Origin of the sequence: Chryseobacterium formosense (assembly GCF_900116415.1) — a bacterium.
In the GTDB taxonomy this organism is placed as follows: domain Bacteria; phylum Bacteroidota; class Bacteroidia; order Flavobacteriales; family Weeksellaceae; genus Chryseobacterium; species Chryseobacterium formosense.
Genome location: NZ_FPAP01000005.1, coordinates 20737 through 32817 on the forward strand (window position 1 = coordinate 20737; position 12081 = coordinate 32817).

16 protein-coding genes are annotated in these 12081 nt (G+C 34.8%); 3 read left to right on the plus strand and 13 right to left on the minus strand.

The annotated features are described in order from the left end of the window. Nucleotides 1–108: 108 nt before the first annotated feature. From BM371_RS17045 to greA, 4 genes are all read right to left on the minus strand, one after another. Nucleotides 109–2112, minus strand: a complete 2004-nt coding sequence (locus BM371_RS17045; RefSeq protein WP_034679249.1) for a T9SS type A sorting domain-containing protein — start codon at nucleotides 2110–2112, stop codon at nucleotides 109–111. Between the two features lie 72 nt (nucleotides 2113–2184). Then, nucleotides 2185–3372: an ATP-dependent Clp protease ATP-binding subunit ClpX gene (gene clpX / locus BM371_RS17050; protein WP_034679248.1), complete on the minus strand. Its 1188-nt coding sequence runs from the start codon at nucleotides 3370–3372 to the stop codon at nucleotides 2185–2187. A 64-nt stretch (nucleotides 3373–3436) separates the two neighbouring features. Continuing rightward, nucleotides 3437–3826 (minus strand): HIT family protein, encoded by a 390-nt coding sequence (locus tag BM371_RS17055; protein ID WP_034679247.1) that lies wholly within the window; start codon nucleotides 3824–3826, stop codon nucleotides 3437–3439. Between the two features lie 20 nt (nucleotides 3827–3846). Beyond that, entirely contained in the window at nucleotides 3847–4317 is a 471-nt protein-coding gene (greA, locus tag BM371_RS17060) for a transcription elongation factor GreA (RefSeq protein WP_034679246.1), read from the minus strand. 108 nt (nucleotides 4318–4425) lie between these two features. Between greA and BM371_RS17065 the strand changes: the two genes are divergently transcribed. The 3 genes from BM371_RS17065 (at nucleotide 4426) to BM371_RS17075 (ending at nucleotide 6511) form a co-directional block, all read left to right on the plus strand. Then, nucleotides 4426–4884 (plus strand): hypothetical protein, encoded by a 459-nt coding sequence (locus BM371_RS17065; protein WP_034679308.1) that lies wholly within the window; start codon nucleotides 4426–4428, stop codon nucleotides 4882–4884. Then, nucleotides 4884–5333 (plus strand): D-aminoacyl-tRNA deacylase, encoded by a 450-nt coding sequence (gene dtd, locus BM371_RS17070; protein WP_034679245.1) that lies wholly within the window; start codon nucleotides 4884–4886, stop codon nucleotides 5331–5333. The genes BM371_RS17065 and dtd overlap by 1 nt, the downstream gene beginning before the upstream one ends. 212 nt (nucleotides 5334–5545) lie before the next feature. After that, complete coding sequence (locus BM371_RS17075) at nucleotides 5546–6511, plus strand: hypothetical protein (RefSeq protein ID WP_143106494.1); 966 nt, start codon at nucleotides 5546–5548, stop codon at nucleotides 6509–6511. Between the two features lie 76 nt (nucleotides 6512–6587). On the opposite strand, the gene BM371_RS17080 is transcribed toward BM371_RS17075, so the two are convergent. The 9 genes from BM371_RS17080 to BM371_RS17120 form a co-directional block, all read right to left on the minus strand. Beyond that, nucleotides 6588–7103, minus strand: coding sequence for a hypothetical protein (locus BM371_RS17080; RefSeq protein ID WP_034679241.1), 516 nt, complete (start codon nucleotides 7101–7103; stop codon nucleotides 6588–6590). 43 nt (nucleotides 7104–7146) lie between these two features. After that, nucleotides 7147–7608: a hypothetical protein gene (locus BM371_RS17085; protein ID WP_228376808.1), complete on the minus strand. Its 462-nt coding sequence runs from the start codon at nucleotides 7606–7608 to the stop codon at nucleotides 7147–7149. A gap of 64 nt (nucleotides 7609–7672) precedes the next feature. Further along, the gene (locus BM371_RS17090; RefSeq protein ID WP_034679238.1) at nucleotides 7673–9049 is read right to left on the minus strand and encodes a DUF4153 domain-containing protein; all 1377 of its coding nucleotides are present in this window, start codon (nucleotides 9047–9049) and stop codon (nucleotides 7673–7675) included. A gap of 22 nt (nucleotides 9050–9071) precedes the next feature. Beyond that, on the minus strand, nucleotides 9072–9557 hold the full coding sequence (locus tag BM371_RS17095) for a Coq4 family protein (RefSeq protein ID WP_034679235.1): 486 nt from the start codon (nucleotides 9555–9557) through the stop codon (nucleotides 9072–9074). A gap of 24 nt (nucleotides 9558–9581) precedes the next feature. Then, nucleotides 9582–9890, minus strand: coding sequence for a hypothetical protein (locus BM371_RS17100; RefSeq protein ID WP_034679233.1), 309 nt, complete (start codon nucleotides 9888–9890; stop codon nucleotides 9582–9584). Between the two features lie 10 nt (nucleotides 9891–9900). Further along, nucleotides 9901–10740: a metallophosphoesterase gene (locus tag BM371_RS17105; protein WP_034679231.1), complete on the minus strand. Its 840-nt coding sequence runs from the start codon at nucleotides 10738–10740 to the stop codon at nucleotides 9901–9903. A 123-nt stretch (nucleotides 10741–10863) separates the two neighbouring features. Then, a complete protein-coding gene (locus BM371_RS17110; protein ID WP_034679228.1) occupies nucleotides 10864–11151 on the minus strand; it encodes a membrane protein in 288 nt (95 codons plus the stop codon). A gap of 68 nt (nucleotides 11152–11219) precedes the next feature. Then, the gene (locus BM371_RS17115) at nucleotides 11220–11510 is read right to left on the minus strand and encodes a winged helix-turn-helix domain-containing protein (protein WP_034679227.1); all 291 of its coding nucleotides are present in this window, start codon (nucleotides 11508–11510) and stop codon (nucleotides 11220–11222) included. A gap of 3 nt (nucleotides 11511–11513) precedes the next feature. Next, entirely contained in the window at nucleotides 11514–12080 is a 567-nt protein-coding gene (locus BM371_RS17120) for a hypothetical protein (RefSeq protein WP_034679225.1), read from the minus strand. Nucleotide 12081 lies beyond the last annotated feature (1 nt).

The following is a 12081-nucleotide window of genomic DNA, read 5'->3' on the forward strand; positions in this document are numbered from 1 at the left end:
AGCCCCACACGGCACACCTGGACCATTTGATTGAGCATTCACTAAACTAAAAGACACAACAAATAGTGCTAAAAGTATTTTTTTGTCGAAAAATCTCATCATCATGTTTTATTTAATTAATATTTTGGAGTTTACAATAGTTCCGTCATTACCTACAACTTTAACCACATATACAGCTTTAAGTTGAGAATCTAGCTTTATAACATAGTCAGTATTCGTTTTAACAGATTTCTCTGAAACAACTAGTTTTCCGCTTGCATCAAATACTTCAATAGAAGCAGATTTCCATTCCGGATCAAATCGAACGATATAATTATCGATAGCAGGATGATACGTAATCAAAGTTCTAGATTGAGGTTTAACTTCACCAGTACCCAAAACACTCTGAGGAGCACCGTAGTATAGACCATAATTGGTATTTGAAACAGGAATTACATCTCCTTGTTTAATCTGTACAGCCTGACCATTTGCTACTGAATAATAGAATCCTGTTCCGCCTGAAAGAACATGAGTATTATTTGCTACCAAATTTGCGTTATCTCTGATCTCAAACTTTAATGAAGCTACATTATTACCGAAAACACTCATGTCAATTCTCTTACCAAGATAATTGGTTTCGTTTGCTTCGTTAATGTATAATCTATAAGTAGAAGAGTAATTAGGATCAATTCCTCCTGTAGCACTTTCTTCAAAAGTCTGAATAATTGCAGACGGAGTAGTAACTGCCTGAACAGAACTTGTATTAGAGTTTTGGATATGACCGGTAGCATAATCAGGAGAAACCACATAATAAGTTTCACCAATCTGATTACCATTAGCGTCTAAAGCTAAAACTCCTAACTGTTTAATCGTTCCGTAGTTTGTATTTTTAGCAGCTGTTACACCATATGAAGTGGTGGCAGCTCTTGGAGTAGCACTGAATCTTCTTAAATTATCAAAATCTAGCAGTTGATCTGTTCCATTTCTTAATTTAATTTTGAAAGTACCCAAAGGCTTTATAACAAGCGCATCATAATTACCGTTTGGCACTCCACTTGCCGAAAAAGTAAGATTTTGAGTTGTCGCATACGATGATGTTGTACCTGTAGTTGAATTATAAACTACATTCTGGGGATCTACACTTATACCCCAAACATTGTTTCCAAAATCATTGTTATCCGTAACTGCAGTTCCTTCGTCATAAGCTATCAATGACAGGTCAATATTCGTTAAATATGGATTTGAGAATTGATAGGTAAATTTCCCCCAATCTCCTGTCCAAGCCGTTGCTGTACTAAAGCTGTCGAATATATAAGTTTTATATTGCTCGTAATAGAAATTCTGATTGTTACCCGTTCCTAAACCGAAAGAAACGGCCGTTTGCGGAGCTGATGTTAATGGAATTCTGTTTGCACCGTTAATTCCATCCGCAAAAGGAGAACCTTTAACTGTGTGAAGAGTTTCCGTAGTCCAGTTTGTAGTTCCTGCTGTAAAATAGGCAGTTCTATCTGCAGCGGTAGTTACACTTGTAGGAGACAAAGCATCAATAGTGATTCCTGGCTGGGTGAAACTCGTGATTGGAGCAGTTACAGGGATTGATCCGTCCCATCGAAGACTTGCATTGTTCCACTTCAGGATTTCTCTTCCACCCCATCTTGTATTATTGAATGCATTTGCTCCGCCACCTAGTTCAGTACCTAAATCAGAGAAAGATTTTCCGATGAAAGGAATACCAAACTGTTGATATGCACCGTGCTTTGTAGCAGCATACTCTTTATCAACAATACCCGTGATATTTCCTTGAGGTATTCCCGTGATGTAAAGCTGACCATATGTTGCACTTACAGGTGCACCAGGATTCAGACGAAGAACAATATTTGTACCGTCTGTCTTTGGATCTGTTGCAGTAGTAGTAATGGTTCTAAGAACATCTGATGAACCGTTACCCACGACCATCATGTTTCCATAAAGGTCAATATTTCCGGAACCTCTTGTCTGAAGACCGCCTCCGTTATAAACAAGAGTTCCGTTACTCACATACATCTTAGCAGTATTGTCTACATGAAGTAGTACCTGCGCCTGAACAGATAACCCAATCGCTAAAAGCCCTATAGTTAATAAATTTTTTTTCATTGTATCTCAGTTTTTGTGTTAGTACAATATTCTATGCAAAGATATAATTTTTTTCTAAAAAAAAAGTTAAAATTATTTATTAATCAAAATATTATCATTTGTTAATATTATTTCATCGTGATCACCTACCGTAAACATGTAGTCTTCAAGCACCTTTTCGGTGGTTCCGCGAAGTCCTCTTGCTCCTAAACCTTTTTCCATTGTTTCATCGACGATACTTTCTATTGCTTCATCAGTGAAGACTAATTTTGTCCCATCCATCTTAAAAAGTTCCACGAACTGATTGACGATTGAGTTTTTAGGCTCTTTCATAATCCTGATCATCGTTTCTTTTGTAAGTTTTTCGAGATATGTGATGATTGGAAATCTTCCCAAAAGTTCGGGAATTAATCCGAAAGAACGAAGATCGATGGCATTAATATTTGTTAATACATATTCATCCTCTTCTACTTTATTGATTTTTTCTGCACTGAAACCAATTGCCTGCTTATTCATTCTTCTTTCAATGATTTCTTTAATACCATCAAAAGCTCCGCCAGCAATAAATAAAATATTTTGTGTATTCACCTGGATGTATTTCTGATCCGGATGCTTTCTTCCACCCTGTGGCGGAACATTTACGATACTTCCTTCCAGAAGCTTCAGTAAACCCTGCTGAACACCTTCACCAGAAACATCTCTCGTGATACTCGGATTATCTGATTTTCTAGCAATTTTATCAATCTCATCAATAAAGACAATTCCTTTTTCTGCTTTTTCGACATCATAATCGGCAACCATTAAAAGTCTTGAAAGAATACTTTCCACATCTTCACCGACGTATCCCGCTTCCGTAAGAATCGTTGCATCAACAATACAGAAAGGAACATTTAATTCTTTAGCAATTGTTTTAGCCAAAAGCGTTTTTCCTGTTCCTGTCTCACCAATCATAATGATGTTGGATTTCTCCAACTCTACCTCTCTATTCTCTTCTTTTGCATGAAGAAGTCTTTTATAATGATTGTAGACCGCAATTGCAAGTTGTTTTTTAGCCTGATCCTGCCCGATAACGTATTGATTCAGAAATTCTTTAATTTCTTTAGGTTTTTTAAGCTCATCAATACTTTCTGCAGGTGAAAAACCGGCAGAAGAAACTGTATCTTTTACAATGGAATGAGCCTGCTCGATACAGTTTTCACAAATAAAGCCATTTTGTCCCGAAATCAGCATCTGCACTTCATTTCTTTTCTTACCACAGAAAGAACATTGGTTTGGATTCATTTTAAATATAGATATTTTAAAGAAAATCGTAAAAAATTACTTTTTTACGATTCTCTGATATTTGTTAAGAATTAATAATTGAATTTTGAATTTCTGAATATTCTTCCGGGCTAAGTTTCAGCCTTTCGTTTCTGAAATTCATATCTTCCATTTTGTTTAGAGGAATTAAATGAATATGAGTATGCGGAACTTCTAATCCCACTACTGCCACTCCTACTCTTATGCAAGGAACTGCATTTTTCACTTTTTTAGCAACTTCCTGAGCAAAGGCCCAAAGACCTTTGTATTCCTCTGTTTCCATATCGAAAATAAGGTCTACTTCTTTTTTAGGAACAACCAATGTATGACCTTTTACCAAAGGCATCGCATCAAGAAATGCCACGAAGTTTTCGTCCTCTGCAATTTTGTATGCAGGAATTTCGCCATTGATAATTTTAGTGAAAATCGTACTCATATTATCTTCATTAAATTTATCTACAAAGTTATTTCTAAAACTTCAAACGACAATTTATTTCCGTTTGGAAGTACAATTTCTGCTGCCTCACCGACAGCCTTACCTAATAAACCTTTAGCAATAGGGGTATTTACTGATATTTTCCCGCTTTTCAGATCGCTTTCATTATCAGGTACCAAAGTGAAAACCTGTTCTTTTTTAGTATCTTTATTTAGAAGTCTTACCGTTGTAAGAATAGAAACCTTTGAGGTATCCAGCTGGCTTTCATCTATAATTTTTGAGACTGAAATCACATCTTTCAGTTTAGAAATTCTCATTTCAAGCATTCCTTGTGCTTCTTTAGCGGCATCATACTCTGCATTTTCAGACAAGTCTCCTTTATCTCTTGCTTCTGCAATCTGTTGAGTAATTTTTGGTCTTTCAATCGTTTCCAGCTGCTCCAGCTCGGCTTTCATTTTGTCCAAACCTTCCTTGGTTACATAGCTTGCCATAATCTTAAAATTTTGTTTTAGTATAAAAAAATTATCCGACATTTGCCGGACAATGTTTTTGCGTGTTAATCGTTATTGTTCTACAAATATATAAAAATTTATATTCAAATGAAAAAAACTTTCTCAATCACATCAATTTTCATCTTACTGACATTCAGTATTTTAAATATAAATTCCTGCAGTAACCGTGATGATACGGTAAGCTGCTTTCCTTTAACGCCGATCAGTGTCAATTTAAACCTAAATCTTGCAGCATATAACAACCTCAACTTCGTTGGAGGATGGATTTATGTGGATGAACAACAATCAGGAACAAGAGGCCTGATCGTCGTAAGAACGGCAGACAACCCTGCATCATTTAAAGTGTACGACAGAAATGCACCTCATATTTGTCCGGAAAACAATACAACCTTAGAAGTAAAAGATGGCATCAGCATTATTTGCCCAAAAGACAACGCAACATGGATCTTATTAAGCGGACAACCAACTACAGGATCTTCTCTACCACCTAAAACGTATTTCTGGAATTACGATGCTGCGACAAAAAATTTAAGTTTATATAATTAATGAAGGTTGTAGTACAGAGAGTTTCTGAAGCTCACGTAAAAGTAGATGAAGAAATAGTAGGGAAAACAGGAAAAGGCTTTATGCTTTTAATAGGAATTGATGAAAATGATGAAAGAACAGATGCAGACTGGATCGTTCAAAAGATTCTGAACCTTCGTATTTTTGGCGATGAAAATGGCAAACTCAATTTATCTATAAAAGATATAGAAGGAGAAATTCTGTGCATCAGCCAATTCACTTTAATTGCGGATTACAAAAAAGGCAACAGACCTTCCTTCATTAAAGCTGCAAAACCAGAAAAAGCTATTCCCCTATTTGAATATTTCAAAACCGAACTCTCAAAATCTGATCTTAAAGTTGAAAGCGGAATTTTTGGTGCAGACATGAAAGTCTCATTGATCAATGACGGACCAGTAACGATTGTAATCGATTCATTTACAAAATCGTAGACATCTCAATCTATACAATAATTATCATTATCTAATGAATTATGAACACACAATAGAGACGATCTATAAAATTCGCAAAAAATACCACATATTCACACCTAGGCATCCGTATTTATACGGAAAAACGCAATAATTCATAAAAAAACGCAATTTACGTTAACGATATAGTATTTTTTATTACCTTTAGGAACCGAAACCTAAAACTCTTTAATATGAAAAAATGCTATTTTATCATGCTATTTTTTATGCTAGGTTATAGCATAAACGCTCAAGTGGGAATTAACACCGATAATCCCAAATCGACATTACACGTTCAGAAAAGAACAGAACTCTCTTTTGCTGACGGAATCATTCCGCCGAGAATTTCCGGAGACTCACTGCGACTGAAAGAAGGCGCTTATGCTGCAGCGCAAAATGGTGCCATTGTATACGTTACCTCTCCTGCTGTTACTACGGGACCGAAGACAGTCGGGGTGAACAGTACGGGGCTCTTTATTTATGATGCAAATGCATCAAACGGCACAGGAACTGGGCTTTGGAACAAGCTTCCAACGACAACCACTCCCACAGGTACGGGTGATGGAGCGTATGCGGCAAGAATAAATAGTGGATTATCACTGTTACAAGTCGGTTTAAATCTTTTGAATAATACCGTGCAGATAATACCACTTCCAACTGCCAGTGTAAATACTCCAACTACTACTCCTGTCGTAGACATCAATCTGGATGTCGCTGGAATAGCAAATATATCCACTACTATTGGCACCGGGCCAACTTCGCCTGGTGACTCTTATTACACCGTTCCGTCAACGGGGCTTTATCACATTAATTACAGTTATCGAACCGGCCAAGGTTTAAGGTTAGAAGTTTTAGGAGCAAATAGGCCAGGACTTATTATCACGAAATCTCCAGCAGGTGGTCTACCAGTTGCTGCTACACCTATTGATTATCGTTATTTTGGAGGCATTAGTTTAGGAAATCTTACCATCCCGTTGCAGCCTTTATTACCAAACGTTACGCTATCATTAGGAAATCTTGCATTGACGCAAGGACAGATAAACCATATTTATCAGTTCAATGCTGGAGAAAGAATCAGGTTTGGAGTTCTTACCGGAGGTTTAGCTCTGGGTGTATTAACAGATGCTTCGGCAGAGCTGTCAATTTATAAAATCAGATAACACAAATTCACCATAACTTATATACAAGAAAAGCTTTCCAATGTCGGAAAGCTTTATTTTTTTGTTTAATAATAAACTATCTTACAGGTACGCTGCTGAAATTAAGGGAAACTTTCAAATTCATATCGGAAGTCGTCTGATTTTTCAGTTCATAAACCGTTCTTACCGTTAAACCCGTACTCTTCACGATACTATCCAGAAAACCGCCATCATTGTTAAGATCTAAATTTAAGCTTGAAGAATTCGTTGATATATCAGATCTTGAAGCCACGAGTTTTTCATTTGTACCGTTTGATGAAATATAAACCTTTACAGATTTCAAAGCATTTAAAGTACCACCACTCGGTGAAACTACAGAAATTTTAGCATCAGAAATTCTTACATCTTTTATCTGCGCATTATTATTTCCTCCTACCCAAGTCTGCACATTCGATGCAGTAGCGGTGGAAGAAACTTCCTTATTCGCAGGAACTCCCGTAGAAACCAAAACATTGGCAGTATAAGGAAAAGTATTCTGTACAATCGACTGTACTGCTCCACAACTTGCTAAAGCCATGGAAGACACTATTGCTAATGAAAATATATTTTTCATAGGATTAAAATTTAAATGTACCCTTGCACAAAGTATACCAAATTTATTCTATCCTTACAGAGAAATCACCAGCAATCTCCCCTTCTGCCATCAGGTTTTTACCTATAATTAACCAGACTTCACCATTTTTGGGAATCTCGTAAGAGAGTTCTCTGCCGAAAGGCCCGTCGAATTTCCCATCGGGTGTTTTGATTTGGTTAAAACGGATGTTCATCTTGTTATTCTGAGGTAAAATAGAAGCTTTCAAACTTGATTTCTTGTAATTCCTGATCTTCAGAACAAGCTTTTGGTTTTTATCGGTAAATTTTTCATCAATTAATAATGGAAGCTTTTCACCGTCGACTACTTTAATGATTTGTCCGTTTTTTATTTCATCAGCGTCACTGTCAATTTTCTGAATGGTTTTAAGGCTATCATGATTGATTTTCAAATCTTGTGAATCTGACGGCAAAGTGTTGGCAGATTGCTCGGAAACAATAACCGAATCCGTTTTTTTCTCTGACATAGGAACTGCTTTTTTGCAGGAAAAAACTATCAACGGGAGCAATATAAGAGCTGACTTTTTCATACTATTTGCTTTGAATGGTTTCATAATAAAGAATTTTAGATAAAACGGTTGTTGATTTTTTGGTTTTTATTTGTTCTAAAACCTCTTTTTTAAGTTCAGTATCTTTGTTTTCTTCTGCATATTTCAAAAGAGGCTTTTCGCTGAACCAGATTGAATTCAGATGATAATCAACCCCAAAATCAGAACGTTTCATGTTTTGAGATGTAATGATACCACCCCAGTTGATGTAACTGCATACTAAAACCATTCCATAAAAAAACCAGCTCATCGAGTTGAAAAGGAAGGCATTTCTCTTTTTGTACTGAATTTTAATAAATGTAAGCGCCAAACCAATCAAAGATAAAAGCAGAAAAGCGTAAACTCCGAGTCTTTTGTAGGTAAAGCCATAACTATTAATGTATTCTGTATTTTTTAACATCGCGGAAAAAATCAGGATTGCATTTAGAAATAACCATACTTTGGCAAGTGTTTTCAATAAACCTGCTTTAGAATCGAAATTAAAAGTTGATTTAAAATAAAACATCATCACTAAAATTACCAGAATAATAGAAAGTATAATTGAATTTACCCTTTCATGAGTTTCTTCAGAGAGTTGCACCGGGCTTTTTACCACTTCATAAAACTGCTCGTAATTGTATGCAATGATAAAGAAAACAAGCAAAATATTTAACATAAGCAAAGAAATTACTCCACTGATTCTTTCTATATTAAGATCCATAAAAGAAAAAGTAGATTTTAAAGCGGGATCATTGTTTTGAAAATTATTATCTAAGAAGTGATTTTGCTTATACAGAAACTTTTCAACCTTGAAATTCCAAAAATTAAAAGCGATAAAAAAACCAAAAACAACAAGCCTGATGATCTGCCAAAAATCAAATTCAAATTCATAATCATTGAAAAGATTCGCAAAATGGTCGCTAACTCCGGCATAAATACCAAAGAACACCAATACAAGAACTAAAGGAACAACTGCGAAAGCAAATATTTTCTGAAACAGATTCGGTATATTTTTTTTAGGAAGCCAGTCTTCGAAACTAAAAACCCGGCAAAAGAATGTGAAAAAATTGATCACAAAAACCGGAACGAGAAAAAGACTTTTCAATCTTCTGTTCTTTGACCGGAAAGAAAGCAGCAAAAGTGAAATGATTAAAGCCAGAAACGAACTGATATCGCCGAACCAGGCAAATGCAATGCCCGACAAAATACTCGTTGCGAATAGCAGAAGAAATACTTTACTGCGGTTTCTTTCCGGGGTTTTCAAAAGTGTCAGGATCGCATATAGAATACCTAAAATACTAAGATTTAAGCCAACATTTTCGTTATAAAACAAAATGATAAATGCGATGGTGCTGAGAAATATATAGTGATGTGTTTTCATGAGGTTAAGATTGAGGTTGAGATTAATAGAAAACCGGAGTTTCTTTTTGTTTGATAAAATCTTTTAGACTGTCGAAATTTTGCCATAAAAGCTCTTCGAAATTCCAATGATGGAAAGTTTTCATTTGTTGACCTTTTTTAAAAGCTTGTAAATAATTTTTAAAATATTCAGGGAAAACGATTGTTCCCAAAGCAAGAACACCAAGAAGGTAAGCGCTGCGTTTTCCGTTTCCGAAAAGAAGATACTGCATTGCAATTTCATCCTGAATATTGGTGCTACAATCGGTAATCAGGTGATAAACATCGTGATTTTCCATCTTCGGAATCATTCTGAAACCATGATTTTTGTAAAATTCACCTAAAGTTCGTCCCAAAGAATCTTGTTTGAAACTCAACAGTTGCTCTTCATTGAACTGCCATTGTCTTTTTTTCTTTTTGAAATATTTCCTGTACTGTTTTTGGGAATTTTCGTACATGAAAATGATAAATTTTGTGCGTAGTTTTTTCATAGTTTATGTATTTTATTTTGAAAATTAATTAGAACTAAAACCCATTAGAAAAATTCCTAGATAGAAATACAGAATTGCGATTGGAATATTTATACAAATGATTAATGCTGCTTTTATACATTCTTTTAAGTAATGTTTATTAAATAATCCATAAATAATTAGTATAGCAATCACAACTAAATTAACTGGAGCTGCAAAAAACAGCAGTAAAAATCCATAGGAAGCAAAAGCCTCAATTTTAGTAACTAAATATCCAAAAAGACAAATATTTCCTAATATAAAGAAGAGCCAAAAGGAGATCTTTCCTACAGTAATAATATCTTTATTTTTCATCTTTAAATTTTTAAGCTTGAGTTAAAGTAAAAACCGTTATTTCGGGACGAACCATAAATCTTACCTGATAGGAATGTCCTAAAGCACGATTGATGTAGAGCATTCTTCCATCTTCCAAATCAATTTCTCCGGAAACATATTTTTTGTTTTCCACTGGAAGGATTGGAGTAATGACTCCCGGAAGTCTGCATTGTCCGCCGTGAGTATGACCACTTAAAATCCAGCCTTGATAACCGTTCCAGACATCTCTATCGCAAACATCAGGATTGTGGCACAGTACAAGATTTCCTTTTTCAGGATTGTAATCTTTCATCACTTTCATCGGATCAAAATTGGGCGACCATAGATCATCAAAACCAATAATATTCAAACCGTGAGATTCTATTTGCTGATTCTTAAGCATTGTCACCCCATTATTTTCCAGAATTCGACTGATCTCTTCCGAAGAACCCAGATCTTTCCAGTTTTTTCCATAGTCGTGATTTCCCATAATTCCAAAAGTTCCCAATGTTCCGAAAACAGCGTTCTGCATCACTTTTTCTAAACTTTTGTGATCTTCAGATGTTCCATGATTGACGTAATCGCCTGTGTATACCACAAAATCCGGATTGAATTCTTTTGCTTTTCCGAAAGATTCTATGAGAAAATTCCAGTCGAATCTGTTTCCGACGTGTAAATCTGAAATCTGCACTAAAATTTTTCCTGCTAAATGTTCCGGTAAATTTTTAATGGGAAGTTTTCTCTCAACAAATTCCACCCAAAACGGTTCGATTTGCCATGAATAAAGAAAAGGTAGAGCTCCGGCTGCTGAAATTTGCAAAAGTCTCTTGAGAAATTTTTTTCTGGTCATTACTTTTGTATTTTTTGATTAATTAATTTTGATGTCATTCCGACAAAGGAGGAATCTCATTTAATAAGATTCTTCGCTACTCTTCCTTTCGCTCAGAATGACAAATGTGTCAATTGTAAAAAATTAGCTTCCAGCGAACGGAGTTCCGAAAATTCCTACAGCCAGTTCCATCCAGACTAAAACAAGAATGGCTACGATCACAAGACTAATGATAATCTTATAATTCCTGTTTTTAACCACCATTCTTACCAAGCTTATTAAGCCTGCCGTTCCGAAAAGCAGAATTCCGGCTACGAGAAAATCGAATTTCGACCAGTTCCATCCTTCTACAAAGATGTTTCCTAAAAATGCTGTTGCCAATAAGAGTACAGGAACAGCAAAAATTGCTAAAGTGGTTTGTTTGTGTGTCATTATTTTATTTATTTTTAATTTATAAAGTACTTTGTATTTCAAAGTTTATTTTCAAAAAAATATAGCTTTTATTTTCCGATCAGTTTTTCCAAAGCATTTAAATGCTCTGTAAAAGCAGTTCTTCCATTTTGAGTTACACGATAAGAAGTCTTCGGCTTTTTACCCACAAATTCTTTTTTTACTTCAATATAATTTGACTTCTCAAGGGCATTGCTGTGACTTGCCAGATTTCCGTCAGTAATTTCCAATAAGCTTTTCATTTCAGAAAAATCAACCCAGTCGTTGACCATAAGAACGGACATAATGCCCAATCTTACACGGCTTTCGAATTCTTTATTGAGTTGACTGATGTTGATCATTATTTAATTATTTAATATAAAATAGAATGTAGAATCTACAATTCTATGATTTGAGTCTATCATATATATTAGATTTCCCCTGATTGCTAATTGATTAGATTGTAACAACTTATCTGAACTAGCAGTATCAATTGTAATAATTGAATCATTTTTAATATAATTTCCACGACAATATGAGTTTCCTAACGCAGAGCCATTTGTGAATTTATATGTTTTATCTTCCCTAAGTTCTATTTTAATATGATTCAGATCGAAATTTTGTTCTGCTTCTAAAATAATATTAGAAGAATCTCTAACTGCAAAATACGTATGCATTCCTAATGCAACAAAAACAATCAAGATCGACATTGTAGTCAGTTTAAAAACTTTTAAATCTTTTAAAAGCCTATATTTTTTAAATTCAATATTTAAAGCTATAGTTCCAAAAATTAGAAACAATAACAGATAAAATCCTATGATAAATCCGGCAAATATAAAATCATTGTCTTGATACTCTATTGTTAAATCAATGTACTTTACAGCAACAAGAATTATCAAAATAAATAACAAAATTGATTTCCAACTTTTCATT

What these genes read in the sequence shown, in the direction of transcription:
- BM371_RS17045 (WP_034679249.1), bottom strand. Translation starts at nt 2,112, where the DNA reads ATGAAAAAAAATTTATTAACTATAGGGCTTTTAGCGATTGGGTTATCT.
- clpX (WP_034679248.1), bottom strand. Translation starts at nt 3,372, where the DNA reads ATGAATCCAAACCAATGTTCTTTCTGTGGTAAGAAAAGAAATGAAGTG.
- BM371_RS17055 (WP_034679247.1), bottom strand. Translation starts at nt 3,826, where the DNA reads ATGAGTACGATTTTCACTAAAATTATCAATGGCGAAATTCCTGCATAC.
- greA (WP_034679246.1), bottom strand. Translation starts at nt 4,317, where the DNA reads ATGGCAAGCTATGTAACCAAGGAAGGTTTGGACAAAATGAAAGCCGAG.
- BM371_RS17065 (WP_034679308.1), top strand. Translation starts at nt 4,426, where the DNA reads ATGAAAAAAACTTTCTCAATCACATCAATTTTCATCTTACTGACATTC.
- dtd (WP_034679245.1), top strand. Translation starts at nt 4,884, where the DNA reads ATGAAGGTTGTAGTACAGAGAGTTTCTGAAGCTCACGTAAAAGTAGAT.
- BM371_RS17075 (WP_143106494.1), top strand. Translation starts at nt 5,546, where the DNA reads ATGAAAAAATGCTATTTTATCATGCTATTTTTTATGCTAGGTTATAGC.
- BM371_RS17080 (WP_034679241.1), bottom strand. Translation starts at nt 7,103, where the DNA reads ATGAAAAATATATTTTCATTAGCAATAGTGTCTTCCATGGCTTTAGCA.
- BM371_RS17085 (WP_228376808.1), bottom strand. Translation starts at nt 7,608, where the DNA reads ATGTCAGAGAAAAAAACGGATTCGGTTATTGTTTCCGAGCAATCTGCC.
- BM371_RS17090 (WP_034679238.1), bottom strand. Translation starts at nt 9,049, where the DNA reads ATGAAAACACATCACTATATATTTCTCAGCACCATCGCATTTATCATT.
- BM371_RS17095 (WP_034679235.1), bottom strand. Translation starts at nt 9,557, where the DNA reads ATGAAAAAACTACGCACAAAATTTATCATTTTCATGTACGAAAATTCC.
- BM371_RS17100 (WP_034679233.1), bottom strand. Translation starts at nt 9,890, where the DNA reads ATGAAAAATAAAGATATTATTACTGTAGGAAAGATCTCCTTTTGGCTC.
- BM371_RS17105 (WP_034679231.1), bottom strand. Translation starts at nt 10,740, where the DNA reads ATGACCAGAAAAAAATTTCTCAAGAGACTTTTGCAAATTTCAGCAGCC.
- BM371_RS17110 (WP_034679228.1), bottom strand. Translation starts at nt 11,151, where the DNA reads ATGACACACAAACAAACCACTTTAGCAATTTTTGCTGTTCCTGTACTC.
- BM371_RS17115 (WP_034679227.1), bottom strand. Translation starts at nt 11,510, where the DNA reads ATGATCAACATCAGTCAACTCAATAAAGAATTCGAAAGCCGTGTAAGA.
- BM371_RS17120 (WP_034679225.1), bottom strand. Translation starts at nt 12,080, where the DNA reads ATGAAAAGTTGGAAATCAATTTTGTTATTTATTTTGATAATTCTTGTT.